Below are 16,917 nucleotides of genomic sequence, written 5' to 3' on the forward strand. Positions count from 1 at the left end.
GGGTCAGCGGGCGCGTCGAGCCAGGTTCTTGCGCCATTCCGGCGCCAGTGTGGGCAGGGCGGCGAGCGTCATCATCACCCGGCGCTGATCGGCGCCCGGCCGGCGTGCGCCGCAGGCGGTCCACATCATGGCCAGGGTGATGCCGTGATCGGCCCGCTCGATACGCTCGAGCGTATCGCCGGTCTTCACATGGCCGGGTTCGAGCACGCGATAGAGCCAGCCGGCACGCCCTTCGCCAGCCACCGCCCGGTCCAGACCCGCCACACCCGTGCGCGCGCCGATCTTCCAGCAGGGCTGGCGCGGCTGGGCGATCTGGATCACCGCCTCGCCGAGCGCAAAGACATCGCCGATGCCGACATCGTCCTCGGTGATGCCCTCGGTGGTGATGTTCTCGCCGAAGATGCCGGGCAGGAAGATGTCGTCGTGGCCGGGGTAACGCGCCCGCCAGACGGCGTAATGTTCGGCGGGGTAGTGGTTAAGCGCGCGCTCGGCGCCGCCGTGGTGGATCGGGTCCGCCTGTATGTCGCCGGCCACGCCGCTCGCGTCCAGCCAGCGCGGTTCGCTCACGGCGCGCTTGTCGATGCCCGTTGCCGCGCCGTCGCCCGCGAGCGGGCCGAGTGCACCGACCAGCAGCGCATTCACGCGAACGGCAAGATCGTCGGTGCTCGTGTCCATGAGTCGATCCTAGCAGGCGCGCGAGCTCTTCGCGCCCGGCCACGCGGCAAGCGTTGCAGCGCAAGGCATGGCACACTCGCGGGCCTCGATTGCTGTACAGAACAACGATGAATCGTATATCGGCCCACCAGCTCGGCCTGGCCGGCGGCGTCTGTACGCTGATCGGCATCGGCATGGCCCGTTTCGCCTATACGCCACTGATCCCGGCGCTGGTCGAGGCCGGCTGGTTCTCTCCGCACGACGCGGCCTATCTGGGTGCGATCAACCTGCTGGGGTATCTCATCGGTGCGGCCACGGCGCATCGGGCCACGCTCGTCTTCGGCGTGCGTGCGGTACTGGGCGCCTGTCTCGCGATCACCGCGATGAGCTTCTATGCCTGCGCGCTCGACGCCGGTGTGTACTGGTACGGCTTCTGGCGGCTGGCCTGCGGCGTGACCGGCGCGATGCTGGTGGTGGTCGGCGCGCCGGCCGCGTTATCCCGCGTGTCGATCGCGGAACGCGCCGGCACCAGCGCGCGCGTGTTCACCGGCATCGGCCTGGGGGTGATGGCCAGCGGCACGCTGGTGCCTTGGCTGGCCGATATCGGCGTCGCCGCGACCTGGATCGCTTTGGCGCTGGTGGCGACCGCCCTGAGCGCCTGGGCCTGGTTCGCGGTGTTGCGCGATCTGCCGCCGCTGCCGGCCACCGACAGCCGCGACGGTGCGTCGACGCGTCTGCCGTGGCTGGCGCTCTGGCTGGTCATCGGCGCCTATGGGTTGGATGCGATCGGTTTCGTGCCGCATACGCTGTTCTGGGTCGACTATATCGCCCGTGAGCTGGGCCAGGGGCTGGCTACCGGCAGTGGCTACTGGGTGGTGTTCGGCGTGGGCGCCATGTGCGGGCCGATCGTGGCCGGCATGCTCGCCGCGCGGGTGAATTTCCGCCCGGCGCTGGCGATCGCGCTCACGATCAAGACCGCGGCGGTGAGCCTGCCGCTGATCTCCAGCCACGTGCTGTCGCTGGGCGCTTCGTCGTTTCTGGTCGGGCTGCTCGTGCCAGCCACGGTCACCCTCACCTCCGGTTCGGTCGCGTCCTTGTGCACGCCCGAACGCCAGCAACAGCTCTGGGGCTGGGCCACGCTGGCCTTCGCGTTGGCACAGGCGGCGTCCGCCTACGGCATGTCCTGGGGTTATGAACAGTTCGGCAGCTATCGGCCGCTGTTCGTGATCGCGGTCATCGCACTCGCGGCGGCTGCCGCCAGCGCGGTCGGCGGCGCGGTTCGGCGGGTGCCGTGATCGATCGCTCGCCGGCTGCCGACCCGGGCTGGCGGCTGCCGCTGGCCGGCGCCGTTGCGCTACTGCTCGGCGTGGGTCTGGGCCGCTATGCCTTCACGCCGCTGATTACGCCGCTGGTCGAACAGCACTGGTTCAGCGATGCGCAGACCGCGCGCCTGGGTGCGATCAACCTGCTGGGCTATCTGTGCGGTGCCGCCACTGCGCATCGAATCGGCCGCCGCTTCGGCGAGCGCCGCACGATCGCGGTCTGTCTGGCCACCGTGGTGGCGAGCCTGTTCGCCTGCGCGCTCGACTGGGGCATGGCCTGGTATGCGCCCTGGCGGCTGGTGGCAGGCTGGGCCGCGGCCACGCTGACCATCGTGGTCACGCCGGCGATCATGGCGCGTATGCCGGCGCGAGCGCGCCCTCGCAGTTCGGCGGTGATCTTCACCGGGATCGGCGTGGGCACGATTGCCTCCAGCCTGATCGTGCCGTGGCTGGCGGATGCCGGCATTGCCGCGGCCTGGTGTGCCGTGGGTGTGGTCGGTGGTCTGCTGGCGGCCTGGAGCTGGTTCGCCGTCTGGCGCGGCGTGCCCGATTTGCCGGCATCCGAGACGCGTCGCGTGCATACCGGCACAACCGCGGCCGTGCCGTGGCTGGCGATCACGCTGATCGTGGTCGCCTACGGCCTGAGTTCGGCCGGCTATGTGCCGCATTCGCTCTACTGGGTGGACTATATCGCCCGCGAACTGGGGCGCGGCCTGGGCAGTGGCAGCGCGTATTGGCTGCTGCTGGGTATCGGCGGCGTGGTCGGGCCGGCCGCGGCGGGGGTCACCGCGGCCCGGCTGGGTTTTCGGCCGGCGCTGATCGCGGCTTTCGTGCTGATGACGGCAGCGACGGCGCTGCCACTGGCCTCGACCCAGCCGTGGGCGCTGACGTTGTCCTCGCTGTTCGTCGGCGCGATGGTGCCGGCCATCATCACGCTCACCGCGGGTGTGGTGGTCGATCTGGCGCCGATGGGGCGCCAGCAGCAGATCTGGGGGTGGGCGACGCTGAGCTTTGCAGCAACCCAGGCGGTCGGCGGGTTCGTGATGGCGCGGTTGTACGCGCAGATCGGCCGCTATATCGACCTGATCGGTATGGGTGCGGCGATTCTGGTGATCGGCTGCGCCTGTGCGATCGCCGGCGCCGTTGCCGGTGCCCGCGCGTCGCGCTAGGTTTTTGCACGAGCGATAGCGCGGGGCCCGATATGTTCGATTATTCCTATGCCCACTGGCTGGCATTCTTCAGCGCCGCGGCGCTTTTGAACCTCGCGCCGGGGCCGGATATGGCCTATATTCTCGGCCAGTCGGCCCGCCGTGGCGTACGTTCGGGCTTCGCGGCCATGCTGGGCGCCTGGAGCGGTACCTTCGTGCACGTGGTGCTGGCCGCGCTCGGGCTGTCGGCACTGCTGGCCGCATCGGCGCTGGCGTTCGGTATCGTCAAATGGGCGGGCGCGGCGTATCTCGTCTGGCTGGGCATTCAGGCCTGGCGATCCGGCGGCGACACGCTGACGGTGACACTCGACAGCGCCCCGATCAGTAACGCCACGATTCTGCGCCGCGGGATTCTCGTCGCGGTGCTCAACCCCAAGGTCGCGGTGTTCTTCGTAGCCTTTCTGCCGCAGTTCGTGGTGGTCGGCGCGGGGCCGGTGTCGGCGCAGCTGTTTCTGCATGGCAGCCTGATCATCGCGGTGGCGGCGTTCGTGGAGCCGCCGATGGTGCTGCTGGGTGGGCGTCTGGCCCGCACCGTGCGCAATCATCCGCGCGTCGGGCAGTGGATGGATCGCGCGCTGGGGTCGCTGTTCATCGCGCTCGGGCTGCGCCTGGCCGCCAGCGGGCGGGCGGTCTAGCGTTTTCTGTCAGCGCTTCGGCCGCCGGATCTGCGGGCGAAAGCCGGGCGGTTTGTCTGCCAGCCAGTCGATGAACGTGGCGATCTCGGGATGCGCGCGCAGGGCTGCGCGGCTGTTGTAGGTCTCGGCGAGTTCCTTTTCGCCGAGCACGGCGTGGATATGGCTGTGGCAGGGCCGGCAGACATGCAGAATGGCGGTGAGTCGCTCCTCGCGATCGAAACGCTTGCGGATGCGCTTGAGCCGATGCGTACGGCGCGGGATCAGGTGGTGGCGCGTGGTACGCACACCCGCCCGGCCGCAGAGCTCGCAGCGAGGCGGGTCAGCCGCCATCCGCGGCGACACCGTCGCGCCCGGTATGGGGCACGTCGGTGGGTTCCAGATCGTCCAGCGCGTCGGCCAGGAACTGCAGCATGTGCTGCATGCTGGGCACGGAGCGTCGGCAGGCGATGAGGCCGAACTCGAGAGAGTCCTGATAGCTGACCATGCTGATGTTGAGGGCCTGGCCGTCGAGCACGATGGAAACCGGATACATGCCTTCGAGCGTCGCATCGCCGTAGTAGAGCGTCTCGCTCGGCCCGGGGACGTTGGAGATCACCACGTTGAACGACTGATGCTTCGGGGCGATGCCGGTGAGCAGGTTCACGCCCGCCGGCGTACCGAGCGCGGCGGTGAAGCCCAGGATCTGTTCGCTGGTCATGGCCTCGTAGCGGCGTTTCCAGTGATCCACCGACTGCCGGATGGTGGCCAGGCGTTCGACCGGGTCGGCGACGTCGGTGGCGAGGCTGGCGAAGATCATGGCCACGTTGTTGCCGGTGCCGCTGTCGGCCGTATGCAAGGACACCGGCAGCATGGCGATCAGCGGCTGACCGGGCAGCGCGTCCTGTTCGATCAGATACTCGCGCAGCGCGCTCGCGCACATGGCGAGCACGATATCGTTGACCGTGGCGTCGTAGTGTTTGGCCAGCCGCTTGATCCGGCTCAGCGAATACGACTGCGCCGCGAAGCGCCGCGAGCCGCTGATGCGCCGGTTGAGCATGCATGACGGCGCCTGCTTGAAGGCCGTGAAACCGGGTTCGTGGCGCGCGTCCTGCCAGGCCTGCAGCACCTCGTGGCCCACCCGCGGCAGCGCCGCCAGCTGACGACCGGTGGCGCCGATCGCCTTCAGCGCCGATCGCCACGGCGGCGCCCGTCGCGCGGCTGGTGTATCACCGCCGTCGGAGGACAACGCCCAGGGTACGAGCATGCCGCCGGGGCTCGGCTGGTTGTTCAGCGAGCGGCGCATCACGCGCATGGCGCTGATGCCGTCCATGATCGAGTGATGAAACTTGGTGTAGACCGCGAAGCGATTCCCGGTCACGCCCTCGATGATGTAGGTCTCCCACATGGGCCGCGACCGATCGAGCAACGCGCCGTGGAGCATGGAAACCAGCGCGAGCAGATCACGGATGGCGCCCGGCTGCGGCAGGGCCAGATGGCGTACGTGGTATTCCAGATCGAAGCTGTCGTCGTCGACCCAGAACGGCTGGCCGAAGCGATACTTCAGGCGCCGGTCGAACGGCGGCTGCACGTCGGAGAAGCCGCGTGCGGTCGCCACCAGTTCGCGCACATAGTCCGGCCCGGCGTTCTCCGGCAGCGAAAACAGCTGCAGCCCGCCGACATGCATGGGCTGGTTGCGGCGCTCGAGGCGCAGAAAGATCTGGTCGACGGGATTGAGCAGCCGCATGACATCTCCTGATGGAATCGTGCGAGCGTAGCGCCTGCGCCACGGTTGCGCATAGCCCGCAGGGTTATCGCGCTTGCGGCCTGCGTTTTACGACAGATCGATGGCGTGGGCTTTAAGGTCCGCCAGGTCAATGATCTCCAGTGCCGCCTCATGGGTGGCGGTCAGGGCGACGCGCGGCGCGACGCCGGCTTCCCGCGCCTCGGCCCAGCGCGCGGCGCACAGACACCAGCGGTCGCCGGCCTTCAGGCCCGGAAACTCGAATTCGGGGTGTGGCGTCGACAGATCGTTGCCGCGTCGGGCAGAGAATTCGAGAAAGTCATCGGTGACCACCGCACAGACCACGTGGCGGCCGATATCGGCCTGTCCGGTACGGCAGAAACCGTCTCGATAGAAGCCGGTGACGGGTGCGTCGCAGCAGCCGGCGAGCGGCTCGCCGAGAACGTTACGGGTCCGGGTATCGGTCATTTCTCGCGCATCTCCCGCTGGCGCATGGGCATGGTATCGATCTCGTCGAAAAACGCATTGACGTCGAGTTCGTCGGTCTGGCGCGACTTCACGCCGCCGTCCTTGCCGACGAGTACGGCCTCGAACCCGTCGGCCTGGTGCAGCGCGGTCAGCGAGGCACGGTCGATGGATGTGGACAGGTTCGATTGCGTGCCGTCCGGCGTGATCACGAACCAGGCGATATCGCGCTCGGCGATGCCGGCAGTGCGCTCGAGGGTGTCGGCGGCGTCCTGGCCGGCGGACGCGGTCGCGGTGAAGACCGCGATCACGCGGTAATCCCATTGCAGGCTGTCGAGTGTCGCCGCACCGGCCGTGCCGGTACCGGCCAGCGCGCAGAACACGCTGGCGAGCAGAAATCTACGCATGGTGGGCCTCGCGGATGTGAATGGGTTCGCGCCGCGCCGAGCGGCTGCCCGCGACCGGCGCGTTGTCGCGGCCGTAGTAGGTGGTCACCACGGAGAGTTTGTGTTCCTCGGTGGTGTTCGCGCCGGCGGCGTGCAGCAGGCCGGCATCGAAGAACAGCACGTCGCCCGGCGCGAGCGCGGCCTCGATCGCGGTTTCGATCAGCCGCGTGGTGTCGTCGCGGTCTTCGCGCAGGAACTGGTCTGCGTCCATCTGATCGGCGTCGAAGGCCATGCGGTGGGTGCCGGGCAGAACGCGCATGCAGCCATTGGCGGGTGTTTCATCGCCAAGCGCGAGCCAGGCGTTGACCAGGCGCGGCGTTTCGAAAGACCAGTAGCGCAGGTCCTTGTGCCAGGCGGTGGCGGTGGAATAGCGCGGCGACTTGGTCATCACGCAGTTGTGGTGATTGCGGGACAGCCAGACATCGTCGCTGTCCAGCAGCTGGGCAACGATGGCGCTCAGGCGCGCATCGGCGGCCCACTCGGCAAACAGCGGGGCGCGGTCGTAGGCCTGCAGCAGCCGCCGCGGGGTATCGCCGCCTTCGGCATCGCGGCTGACGGGCGCTCCGGGATAAGCCACGTCGGCTTCGTATTCGATGGGCGCGACGTGGGCGCTGGCCTGTTCGAGGGCGGCGGTACGCATGGCGCCGAGGCGCTCGGCGCTGGCGAGCTGCCGCATGATCAGGAAACCGTCGACCTTGAACAGTTCGCGCTGGGCCGGCGTGAGCGTGGGCTGCACGGGCGTTTCGATCGTCGCACTCATGGTCATGATTGTAGACTTGCGGGCTACTCCAAGCCTACGCAAGGACAACCCATGAAGTTGCCGGATATCCGCTCGATCTATGCGCTGCCGGGCGGCAAGCGCCTGCTGTCGCGCGGGATCGGCTGGGCGGCGCCGTACTCGGGCAGCATCGGCGCGAAGGTGGAAGCGCTAGCCGACGGCCATGCTCGCCTGCGCATGCCGGATCGGCGCGGCAACCGCAACCATCTCAACAGCATCCATGCCTGTGCGCTGGCGACCCTGGCGGAGACCACCGCGGGGTTGTCGGTGCTCTACAGCCTGCCGGCGGGCATGCGCGGTATCGCCGTGTATCTGGGTACCGACTATCACGCCAAGGCCCGCGGGCCGATCACGGCCACCGCGCGCTGGTCGGTGCCGGGCGACGGCGAGACGGTCGAGCGCGATATCGAGGTGCTCATGCACGATCGCCACGACGTGCTCGTTGCCGCGTCAGTCGTGCGCTATCGCCTCGGCCCGCGCGGCTGAACGCGCCGCTCATCCGCGGCGCGCCGTGTGTCGTAAAGTGCAGCAAGGCCCATCTGCGGTGTTATGAACATGAAGCGACGTTATTTTCTGGGTGCGATCGGCTCGGCTGCGGTCGGCGCGACCGTGCTGGGCCGGGCGCTGGCCGATTCCTCCGACGATCCGACAGGGGCAAGCACGGGCAAGGCGCCCGCTGGCGTGGAGATCGATACCGTGGAAAAAACCGAAGCCGAATGGCGTGAACAGCTTTCGCCGGAAGCGTTCAAGGTGCTGCGCAAGGAGGGCACCGAAGCGCCCGGTTCGAGCGAGCTCAACAACGTGAAGGCTGCCGGCGAGTACGTCTGTGCCGGCTGCGACCTGCCGTTATTCAAGAGCGACTGGAAATTCGAGTCGGGTACCGGCTGGCCGAGTTTCTACAATTTCATCGAGGGCCATCTCGGCTTCAAGACCGACTACAAGCTGCTCATGCCGCGCAAGGAGTATCACTGCGCGCGGTGCGGCGGTCATCAGGGCCATGTCTTCAATGACGGCCCCAAGCCCACCGGCAAGCGCTACTGCAACAATGGCGTCGCGCTCAGATTCGTGCCCGCCGAGCAGGGCTCGACCGGCTAGACGCGGCCGGCGCTAAAAAAAGCCCCGGTCCGGCCGGGGCTTTTTCGTGTCGGCTTCGAGCGCGTAGCTACTGCGCAGCGCTGGTACCGGCCGACTGCAGAAGGTCCTGATGGACGTTCTCGGCATTGGGCTCGATACGCTTCCAGGTCTGCGACTTGCCGATCAGGCTGATGCCCATGTAGCCGCGGACATCGAGCGCGTCCGGCCCGGTCTGGGTCGCTTTCGCCTTGTAGGTCTTGCCGTTGTCGGGCGAGTAGATATTGCCGCCCTCGAACTTGCCGTCGCCCACGTACTCGAGATCCTTGAGCACGGTCACGCCGAGCAGGCGCCGGTCGCGCTTAGATTCGTCCGGGTTGTTCTTGTCGTAGCGGGCTTCGCCACTCTTGGAGCCCACGATGGTGCCCTTGTAAGTACCGCCGTCTTCGTAGACTTCCACATAGCCGCCGCTGGCCGTTTCCCAGACACCTTCGGCATCGGATGCCTGCATTTCCGCGGCCATCACGGAGCTCGCGGTGAACATCACGGCGCCCGCCAGAAGAGCGTGTTTGAACATGGTTTTCCTCCTCAATGAAAACTCAACATAGCATGCCGTACGAAACCGTACGGCAGATGAACGTACGCCGAACCGCAGGCGCCGAAAGGCGATGATTACGGCGATGCTAGACTGCGCGCACATTTCGATCGCGCCGTTGTCTTGGCGCGTGATCCCGCAGGAAAGCCCATGTCCGGCGAAGCGCTGATAGCCGTGTTCATCGATTTCGAGAACCTTGCCCTCGGGGTCAAGGATCTGCCCGGCGGCGAGTTCGACATGGGGCTTATCCACAAGCGCGTGCTCGAGAAGGGCCGGCTGGTGTTCAAGCGCGCCTATTGCGACTGGAGCGCCTATCGCAACCAGATGAAATCGTTCCACGCGATGGGCATCGAGATGATCGATATCCCGCAGACGCGCATCTCGGGCAAGAACAGCGCGGATATCCGCATGGTCGTCGACGCGCTGGACCTGTGCTACGCCAAGGACCATATCGATACCTTCGTGCTGGTTTCGGGCGATTCCGACTTTTCGCCGCTGGTTTCCAAGCTCAAGGAGAACAACAAGCGGGTGATCGGCTGTGGCGTGAAGTCGTCGACCTCGGACCTGCTGGTCGCCAACTGCGACGAGTTCATCTACTACGACGACCTGGTGCGCAAATCCGGCCGGGCGCGCAAGCGCAAGGCGGAGTCCGGTCAGAAGCCGGACAAGGGCGCCGAGGCGCGCGACAAGGTGCTGGAGATCGTGTCCTCGCTGGAATCGGACTACGACCCGGTCTGGGGGTCGTTGGTCAAGCAGACGATCAAGCGCGTGTATCCCGGTTTCAACGAAAGTTATTCCGGGTTCAAAAGCTTCACCGATCTGCTCAAGTCGGCCGAGCAGCACGGCCAGATCACGCTGGAATACGACGCCGAGCGCGGCAATTACAAGGTGGCCGTGGCCTAGCGCGGGCTAGAGCGGCTGCTTCGCGGCGCGCATGAAAAAGCCCGACGCTGGTTTCGACGTCGGGCTTATCGTTAGCGGGTTCGTTCGAAAGCCGGTGCGGCTTGCTTACATGTTGTCCTCGCCGCTTTCCATGCTCGAGCCCGCACTGCTGTCGGATGCCGTGCTCGAACCGCTGCTGGCGTTGGACGTGCCCGCGTTCGAGGCGCTGTCGCCGGCCTGCGGTTCGGCGATGCCGACCACGCCGCAGGCCTGACGCGAACCGGCGGCGCCGATCGGCGGCTGGCTCGGGTCGTTCGGCTTGGCGTGGATGATCACGCCGCGCCCGATGATCGCCTTGGCGCCGGTCAGCGACGCGCCGTCGAGCATGCCCTCGTGCGTGGCGCTGCCGTCTTCGCCTGCTTCCAGATCGCCGAGGTCGCCGGTGATGTGGTCGATGTCCTCGGGCGGATTCTTGGAGCTGCCCTTCAGGTTGAAGTGCGTGCCGGCCGATTTGCCGTCGCCGGATGAGCAGTCGCCATAGAGATGGAGATGATAGCCGTGCTTGCCGGGCTCGAGGCCTTCCGCTTCGGTCGTATAGGCCAGGCCGCCGTCCTTGGGCGTGAAGCGGATGGTGGCCGACACGCCATCGTTGCCGTCGGTCCCGTGGAGCACGGCGACCGCGGCCTTCGGCATGTCTTCGCTCGAAGCGCTGCCCATGGCGCTGCCGCTCGTGGCTGCGCTGCCATCCTGCGCATCGGCGGCCATGCTGTCCTGGGCGTCACCTGTGGTCTCGCCGCTTATCTGCGTGTCGGTGCCGCCGTCCATGGCGTTGCTGTTTTCGCTTGCCGTGTTGGTTTCGGGGGCGCTGCCCTCGTTGGCTGCGGCGTTGTCGGGTTCATCGTTATTGCCGCATGCGGCGAGGCTCATGGCCAGCAGCATGGCAGCGGAGATGGAGACTACGGATTTCATCGTTTGCCTTCCTTTCTTTTTTGAAAACATGCGCGTAGGGCTGTGCTAGCCGCGTCGCGCGACAATGCGGTCGACGATCGCCGCGGCATTGGTATCGTCGGCGAAAAGCTCGCCGTGGTGGGCCTGCATCCACGGGCCGAGATCGGTGCTTTCGCCGTCGCCGAGCAGGCTGGCGAGTGCGTCGATATGCTCGCCGCCACCGGTGGCGGCTTCACGGCTGAGCGGATCGCGCTGGGAGTCGACAAAGGCGACCGCCTGTCGATGACGCGGCGTGTTCGGCTCAGTGACCGAGGCATCGGTCGATGCCCGGCTGGACGCCAGCAGGCCGTCAGCGGCGGTATGGGCCGCTTCCGCGGCGGTATTCGTCGTACTCGTGATGGCCGAGCAACCGCCCAGCAACAACGCGAGCGTGGCCGCCGCCGCGGCCATGTACAGGCTCTGCGGCCTGAATGGCGAATGGCTGATCACGATAACCCTGGTGACTGTCGTGTTTGCTGACACGCTAGCGTCTGCGTCGTGTCAGCACAATACGTGTCTTTCGCCAGTCGCGGTGCGGCAAAACGCTTTCGATCGTCGCGGCACGCGGTTTAATCTGGCATTCAGCATGGCATCGCCAATTTAGGATCGTTTGGACGTGTCCACCCACTCAAGCCCAAAAGCCGAGGAGCCCGTGTGACGCGAGAGGTCTTTCGTACCCCCGAAGAGCGTTTTGCCCGCCTGCCGGGGTTTGCCTACGCCCCGCACTATGTCGAGGTGGATGGGCTGCGGATGCACTATGTCGATGTCGGCCCGCGCAATGGCCCCGCCGTGGTGCTCATGCACGGCGAGCCGACATGGGCCTATCTCTACCGGCACATGATCGAGCCGTTGGCGGCGGCCGGTTATCGCGTGCTCGCCCCTGACCTGATTGGCTGCGGGCGTTCCGACAAGCCGGGTGCGATAGCCGACTACAGCTATGCGAAGCACGTGGCGTGGACCTGGGCCTGGTTCGAGCAGCTCGAACTGGCCGGCGTCACGCTGTTCTGTCAGGACTGGGGTTCGCTCATCGGCCTGCGACTGGTGGCCGAGCATTCGGACACCTTCGCCCGCGTGTTCGTGGGCAACGGTTTTCTGCCGACCGGCGATCAGCGCATGCCCCGGGTGTTCTCCCTCTGGCGCGGTTTCGCGCTGCGCAGCCCGGTGTTTCCCGTGGGCGCGATCCTGCAGGCTGGCAGCAAGCGCTGGCTGTCACGCGACGAACGCGCCGCCTATATCGCCCCGTTTCCCGACAAACGCTATATGGCGGGCATTCGCGCCTTCCCCGCGCTCGTGCCGATCGCCCCGGACGACCCGGCCACCCCGGACAACCGCGCGGCCTGGGCGTCGCTGGAGAAATTCTCGCGCCCGTTTCACACCTGCTTCGCCGACGGCGACCCGATCACCCGGGGCGCGGACAAGGCCCTGCGCCGGCGTGTGCCCGGTGCGGCCGAGGCCGAGCACACCACCATTCGCGGTGCCCGGCATTTCCTGCAGGAGGATCAGGGGGCGGCGATCGCGCAATTCATGCTGGCGCAGATGGCGCCTGCGCGCTGAGCCGGGGTGCGCGCCGCGCGGCGCGGATCAGCGTCCGATCAGCGGATTTCCTTGTAGAGCGCCTTGTATTGCGCGGCCGCCCGGCTGCGCGGCGCATACACGCGGATCGGCGCGCGATGCGCACCCATTTGTTCCACGTGCGTGCTGTAGTCGATGAACGTCTTGGGTGCCTTTTTCATCGTCTCCGGCGGCGACTCGATCATCTCGCGGTGCATCTTGCGCCGCCGATCGGCCATGGAGAAGAAGGGCGTGACGCGCGTCTTGCCGACTTTCTTGTCCCCCACGTGTTCGAGTACCTCGTCGAGCGCGCGCAACGACAGCGGCGTGGGCACCGTTGGCACCAGCACCCGATCGGCCGCACGCAGCACCGATGTCGCCAGCGCGCCAATACCGGGGGGACAATCGAGCACCAGCAGCGAATAACTCTCCGAGAACGGTTCGATCAGGCTCTCGAGCACCTTGCGTGGCTGCTTCGCGGCGTGAATCTGTGCGTCCCAGTCGCGATAGCCGCGATCGCCGGGCAATACCGACAGCCGATCGTGCTCGGTCGCCTGCACGTGGCGCCCCAGGGCTTCCTTGCCGGCGACCACCCGCTTGGCGGAAATCTCCGGCGCCGCATCGACGCCGAGATACCAGCTGGCCGCGCCCTGCGGGTCCAGATCCCACAGCAGTACATGCTTGCCGGACGCCGCCGCTTCGTAGGCGAGATTGACCGCGGCTGCGGTCTTGCCGACGCCGCCCTTCAGGCTGTAGATCGCGAGTGTTTTCATGGTCGGAATCTTAAGCAGAAAATACGCTGCGCATCTATCGTGCGAAAGCGACGCGTGCGCATCGATTGACTACCGCGGCGCAACGGTTAGGCTGCCGCCCAATGCGAATTGCCCTGATTGCCGATACGCACGGCGCGCTCGATGCGCGTATCGCCGAGGCTGTGAACGGCGTCGATGTGCTGGTCCACGCCGGCGATGTCGGCGACGGCGTGGTCGCCGCGATGGCGTCGCTGTCCGAGCGGCTGGTGATCGTGCACGGCAACAACGATCCCGACGGTTCGGGCTGGCCCGAGCGCGAAACCCTCGACCTGCCGGGCGGCGAACTGGTCGTGGTCCATGGTCATCAGTGGCCGGCCAGAACGCGTCATCGCAAGCTGCGCGAACAGTTTCCCCAAGCGCGGGCTATTGTCTGCGGCCACAGCCATCGCCGCGTCGTCGATCGGGAGACCGACCCATGGGTACTCAATCCCGGCGCCGCCGGGCGCACGCGTGCCTATGGCGGGCCGGGGTGGATCGAGCTGACTGTCGGCACGCGCGACTGGCAAGTGCGCGCCAGCGACCTCGAGCCGCTTAAACCGAAACGGCGGTGATCGACCGCCTGGTGCTGTTCTCGCGTCGCCGAAAGGCGGCCGATGGGCCGCCTTTTCATTTTTCGCGCCTATTCGGCTTCGAATCAGAACGCCGCGCCCTGGGATTTGTCACGGCGCCGTCCGCCCCTTATCAGGCCGGACGGCCCGGTGTGATCGGTCAGAAACGGGCTGTAACCGCGTTCGCCCCATCAACGGGATTCGAGTGATCCAGCAGCGTATGGGCGAGCTCCGTCACCCGGTCGGTGTTGGCGGCATTGATTTCGAGCGCGGCCAGCAGGTTCGAGAAGGATTCGTCGTCGGTGGGCCGAGACGTGGCCGCAGCGGAGCGCAGCTCGCCGTAGGTGACCACCACGAATCGCTCGAGCGACTGATTCTTGTCCAGAATGCCGGCACTGCCCACCGGCGGCAGGGTGACGAAATACTGGTCGGGGCTGTACTCGTAGATGGCACCGGAGGCGAAGTCCGTGGTCGAGCCGAACAGGCCGCCGATGATGATATTGCCGAAGAACCAGGGATCCGTTTTCGTGGCCAGCGATTGAGAAACGGTCCGATAGCCTTCCATTTCGAAGGAAACGGTCTGGTCGTTCTTCTTGTCGAGTCGCGCGCTGACCGGCGTCTGGCCGATCACTTTTCCGGCCACGCGAACTGTCGCGCCCTCGGGTTCCGAGTCGAACGACACGTTCTGATTGGTGCCGCTGGCGATCGTGGCACAGCCGGTGGAAAAACCGGCGACGATCAACAGTACGGCCGCGACCGGCGCAGCCTTGCCTACCCCAAACTTCATACAGTCCCCCAGTGAAGCGTTTGTTTTTATTGGCGGGTCGAGCCTAGCGAGTTGGCAAGCCGAGTACGAGGCCACCAATGGTCGCATTGCGGCCGTCAGCCGAAATTTGCTGGCGATACGAGCTGCTGCCTGCTCGCACCGTATATCCGGCCCGTCTTGGTTTGGCAGGGTTGGCTCAATACATCTGATCGCCGCGAATCGGGGCCGCTGCGCGTTCGACGGGGCCAGCCGCGCCGGCGGCGTGGTCGCGGTCGAGCGCATCGAGCACGAAGGCATAGATCAGCGCGGTTTCCTCGAGGGCCGTGAAGCGCCCGGGCAGGCCGCCGTGGCCGGCAGCCATATGGGTCTTGAGCAACAGCGGGTTGGTATCGGTCTTGTGGGCGCGCAGCTTGGCGACCCATTTGGCCGGCTCCCAGTAGGTGACCCGCGGGTCGGATACGCCGGCGATCACCAGCGTGGGCGGGTAATCCTGCGCGCTGACGTTCTGGTACGGGCAGTAGCTGCGGATGGTCTCGAAGGCCTGGGCGTCGTCGCGCGGGTTGCCCCATTCCGGCCATTCCGGCGGGGTGAGCGGCAGGGTCTCGTCCATCATCGTGTTGAGCACGTCGACGAAGGGCACGTCCGCGATCGCTGCGCCCCAGAGATCAGGGCGCTGGTTGAGCACCGCGCCGACCAGCATGCCGCCGGCGCTGCCGCCGTGCGGCACGATCGCGCCGCGATGGGTATAGCCGGCCTCCGCCAGATGTTCGGCGACGGCGATGAAGTCGCTGAAGGTGTTGGGCTTGTGTTCGAGCTTGCCGTTGGCATACCAGCGATAGCCGCATTCCTTGCCGCCGCGCACATGGGCGATGGCGTGCACGAAGCCGCGATCGATGAGCGAAAACCGGCTGGAGGCAAAGGCCGCGGCTTCCGAAATACCGTAGGCGCCATAGCCGTGGAGCAGGCAGGGCGCGCTGCCGTCGATCGGTGTATCCACGTGATGGACAAGGGTGATCGGCACCTCGGCGCCGTCGCCGGCCGTCGCATGCAAACGCTTGACCACGTAGACCTCGGGCGTGAAACCGCTGGGCACGATACGGCGCTTGCGCAGGGTACGCCGGCGGCTGGCCATGTCGTAGTCGTAGGTTTCGTCGGGCGTGTTCGGGGCGCTGTAGATGAAGCGCAGGGTGTGGGTGGCGTGTTCGTAGCCAGGGGCGACGCCCAGGCTGTAGGCCTCGGCGTCGAAGCGGATGGCGTGGTCTTCGCCGCTGCGCTTGTCGGTAATGACGACTCGCGGCAGGGCATCCGCGCGCTCGATGCGCACACGGAAATCGGCGAATTCGAGGTGGTCGAGAATCAGACGACCGGGCACGTGTTCGACGATCGTGTGCCAGTGTTCGCGTGACGGTGTGGCGATGGGCACGCGCACAAGCTTGAAGTCCTCGGCGCCGTCGGCGTTGGTGAGCAGCACGAAGTCGTCGCCGTCGTCCTCGACGTCGTACTCCCGGCCTTCGACGCGTTCGGCGATCAGACGCGGCGCCTTCCACGGCGAGGCAGAGTCGATGAACCGGGTCTCGCTGGTGGCGTGGTCGTGGGCGTTGATCAGGATAAAGCGATCGCTTTGGGTCGTGTCCACGGACACGAAAAAGCCCGGATCGGGCTCGGAATAGACCAGCTCGGCCGCGTCCGGCGCGTCGCCGAGCGCCAGCCGCCAGACCTTGCAGGGGCGGTGATTGTCGTCGAGCGTGGTGAAGAACAGCGTGGCGCTGTCGGCCGACCACATCAGGTTACCGGTGGTGTTGGTGATCGGCGGCTGAATCTCCTCGCCAGTCTCGATATCGCGCACGTGCAGCGTATAGGCCTCGGAGCCGCGTTCGTCGAGCGCGAAGGCGAGCAGCCGGTGATCGCGGCTGTGGTTGACCGTGCCGAGGCTGAAATAGCTGCGGCCCTCGGCTTCCGTATCGCCGTCGAGCAGGATCTGTTCATCGGGCAGCGGCTCGCCGGGTGGCGTGTCGTCACCGCCTGAACGCGGTGCACGGCAGAAGATCGGATGCTGGCCGGCTTCGCGAAAACGCACGTAGTAGAACCAGTCGCCATCCGGTGTGGGTACGCTCGCGTCGCGTTCGGCGATACGGGCGCGCAGTTCGGCGACCAGGTTCTGGCGCAGCGTGGCCAGCGGCGCCATGTGCGCATCGGTATGCGCGTTCTCGGCGTCCAGATAGGCGGTGATGTCCGCGCGCAGCAGCGACGGCTCGTGCATGGCCTCGCGCCAGTTTGCGTCGCGCAGCCAGGCGTAGTCGTCGACCAGGGTCATGCCGTGACGCTGGTCGCGCGTGGGGCGGCGTTCGGCAATCGGCGGGGCAGCGGTCTCGCGGCGCGGGTCGGACAAATCGGTCATGGGGGCGGGCGGCTGTGGGTCTGAAAAGGCGAACCGCCGATAATCGGGGCCCGGCGCGGTCTAATCAAGCGCCCATGCG

20 protein-coding genes are annotated in these 16,917 nt (G+C 66.7%); 8 read left to right on the top strand and 12 right to left on the bottom strand.

From position 1 onward, the window contains the following. Positions 1-3: 3 nt before the first annotated feature. On the bottom strand, positions 4-675 hold the full coding sequence (locus J7355_RS07555) for an MOSC domain-containing protein (RefSeq protein ID WP_209061363.1): 672 nt from the start codon (positions 673-675) through the stop codon (positions 4-6). Between the two features lie 107 nt (positions 676-782). On the opposite strand from J7355_RS07555, the gene J7355_RS07560 reads away from it, so the two are divergent. From J7355_RS07560 to J7355_RS07570, 3 genes are read left to right on the top strand one after another with little or no spacing between them, the layout of a single operon-like run. Further along, positions 783-1,949 carry a YbfB/YjiJ family MFS transporter gene (locus J7355_RS07560; protein ID WP_209061364.1) on the top strand — a complete coding sequence of 389 codons (1,167 nt, stop codon included), beginning with the start codon at positions 783-785 and terminating at the stop codon, positions 1,947-1,949. Next, on the top strand, positions 1,946-3,145 hold the full coding sequence (locus J7355_RS07565; protein WP_209061365.1) for a YbfB/YjiJ family MFS transporter: 1,200 nt from the start codon (positions 1,946-1,948) through the stop codon (positions 3,143-3,145). The genes J7355_RS07560 and J7355_RS07565 overlap by 4 nt, the downstream gene beginning before the upstream one ends. A gap of 32 nt (positions 3,146-3,177) precedes the next feature. Beyond that, positions 3,178-3,819 carry a LysE family translocator gene (locus J7355_RS07570; RefSeq protein ID WP_209061366.1) on the top strand — a complete coding sequence of 214 codons (642 nt, stop codon included), beginning with the start codon at positions 3,178-3,180 and terminating at the stop codon, positions 3,817-3,819. Positions 3,820-3,828: 9 nt separating this feature from the next. Here the strand turns inward: J7355_RS07570 and J7355_RS07575 are convergent, their stop codons facing one another. The 5 genes from J7355_RS07575 to J7355_RS07595 all read right to left on the bottom strand — a co-directional run bounded on the left by J7355_RS07575 (position 3,829) and on the right by J7355_RS07595 (position 7,210). Further along, positions 3,829-4,104, bottom strand: coding sequence for a hypothetical protein (locus J7355_RS07575; protein ID WP_348523007.1), 276 nt, complete (start codon positions 4,102-4,104; stop codon positions 3,829-3,831). Positions 4,105-4,138: 34 nt separating this feature from the next. Further along, on the bottom strand, positions 4,139-5,542 hold the full coding sequence (locus J7355_RS07580) for a wax ester/triacylglycerol synthase family O-acyltransferase (protein ID WP_209061368.1): 1,404 nt from the start codon (positions 5,540-5,542) through the stop codon (positions 4,139-4,141). Between the two features lie 87 nt (positions 5,543-5,629). After that, complete coding sequence (locus J7355_RS07585) at positions 5,630-6,007, bottom strand: DUF2237 domain-containing protein (RefSeq protein WP_209061369.1); 378 nt, start codon at positions 6,005-6,007, stop codon at positions 5,630-5,632. After that, on the bottom strand, positions 6,004-6,411 hold the full coding sequence (locus tag J7355_RS07590; protein ID WP_209061370.1) for a DUF4174 domain-containing protein: 408 nt from the start codon (positions 6,409-6,411) through the stop codon (positions 6,004-6,006). The genes J7355_RS07585 and J7355_RS07590 overlap by 4 nt, the downstream gene beginning before the upstream one ends. Then, entirely contained in the window at positions 6,404-7,210 is an 807-nt protein-coding gene (locus tag J7355_RS07595; RefSeq protein ID WP_209061372.1) for a phytanoyl-CoA dioxygenase family protein, read from the bottom strand. Before J7355_RS07595 ends, J7355_RS07590 begins: the two co-directional genes overlap by 8 nt. A gap of 51 nt (positions 7,211-7,261) precedes the next feature. On the opposite strand from J7355_RS07595, the gene J7355_RS07600 reads away from it, so the two are divergent. Beyond that, positions 7,262-7,714 (top strand): DUF4442 domain-containing protein, encoded by a 453-nt coding sequence (locus tag J7355_RS07600; protein WP_209061373.1) that lies wholly within the window; start codon positions 7,262-7,264, stop codon positions 7,712-7,714. Positions 7,715-7,783: 69 nt separating this feature from the next. Further along, the gene (gene msrB, locus J7355_RS07605) at positions 7,784-8,323 is read left to right on the top strand and encodes a peptide-methionine (R)-S-oxide reductase MsrB (protein ID WP_209061375.1); all 540 of its coding nucleotides are present in this window, start codon (positions 7,784-7,786) and stop codon (positions 8,321-8,323) included. 67 nt (positions 8,324-8,390) lie between these two features. Here msrB and J7355_RS07610 read toward each other — a convergent pair whose 3' ends face one another. Next, on the bottom strand, positions 8,391-8,876 hold the full coding sequence (locus tag J7355_RS07610; RefSeq protein WP_209061377.1) for a DUF2147 domain-containing protein: 486 nt from the start codon (positions 8,874-8,876) through the stop codon (positions 8,391-8,393). A 168-nt stretch (positions 8,877-9,044) separates the two neighbouring features. Between J7355_RS07610 and J7355_RS07615 the strand changes: the two genes are divergently transcribed. Continuing rightward, on the top strand, positions 9,045-9,797 hold the full coding sequence (locus J7355_RS07615) for an NYN domain-containing protein (RefSeq protein ID WP_209061378.1): 753 nt from the start codon (positions 9,045-9,047) through the stop codon (positions 9,795-9,797). 105 nt (positions 9,798-9,902) lie between these two features. Here the strand turns inward: J7355_RS07615 and J7355_RS07620 are convergent, their stop codons facing one another. Together J7355_RS07620 and J7355_RS07625 are read right to left on the bottom strand one after the other, a co-directional pair. Continuing rightward, a complete protein-coding gene (locus J7355_RS07620) occupies positions 9,903-10,745 on the bottom strand; it encodes a superoxide dismutase family protein (RefSeq protein WP_209061380.1) in 843 nt (280 codons plus the stop codon). Positions 10,746-10,790: 45 nt separating this feature from the next. Further along, positions 10,791-11,174, bottom strand: a complete 384-nt coding sequence (locus J7355_RS07625; protein ID WP_209061381.1) for a DUF3015 family protein — start codon at positions 11,172-11,174, stop codon at positions 10,791-10,793. A 243-nt stretch (positions 11,175-11,417) separates the two neighbouring features. Between J7355_RS07625 and J7355_RS07630 the strand changes: the two genes are divergently transcribed. After that, positions 11,418-12,317 (top strand): haloalkane dehalogenase, encoded by a 900-nt coding sequence (locus J7355_RS07630; protein WP_209061383.1) that lies wholly within the window; start codon positions 11,418-11,420, stop codon positions 12,315-12,317. A 38-nt stretch (positions 12,318-12,355) separates the two neighbouring features. Here the strand turns inward: J7355_RS07630 and J7355_RS07635 are convergent, their stop codons facing one another. Then, positions 12,356-13,087, bottom strand: coding sequence for a ParA family protein (locus tag J7355_RS07635; RefSeq protein ID WP_209061385.1), 732 nt, complete (start codon positions 13,085-13,087; stop codon positions 12,356-12,358). 101 nt (positions 13,088-13,188) lie between these two features. Between J7355_RS07635 and J7355_RS07640 the strand changes: the two genes are divergently transcribed. Next, positions 13,189-13,677 (top strand): metallophosphoesterase family protein, encoded by a 489-nt coding sequence (locus J7355_RS07640; RefSeq protein WP_209061386.1) that lies wholly within the window; start codon positions 13,189-13,191, stop codon positions 13,675-13,677. A 157-nt stretch (positions 13,678-13,834) separates the two neighbouring features. Here J7355_RS07640 and J7355_RS07645 read toward each other — a convergent pair whose 3' ends face one another. Together J7355_RS07645 and J7355_RS07650 are read right to left on the bottom strand one after the other, a co-directional pair. Then, positions 13,835-14,461 carry a PEGA domain-containing protein gene (locus tag J7355_RS07645; RefSeq protein WP_209061388.1) on the bottom strand — a complete coding sequence of 209 codons (627 nt, stop codon included), beginning with the start codon at positions 14,459-14,461 and terminating at the stop codon, positions 13,835-13,837. A 175-nt stretch (positions 14,462-14,636) separates the two neighbouring features. Next, positions 14,637-16,838, bottom strand: a complete 2,202-nt coding sequence (locus J7355_RS07650; protein ID WP_209061390.1) for a S9 family peptidase — start codon at positions 16,836-16,838, stop codon at positions 14,637-14,639. Positions 16,839-16,917 lie beyond the last annotated feature (79 nt).

It is taken from the genome of Endozoicomonas sp. G2_2, from assembly GCF_017744135.1.
GTDB lineage: Bacteria > Pseudomonadota > Gammaproteobacteria > Nevskiales > Salinisphaeraceae > Salinisphaera.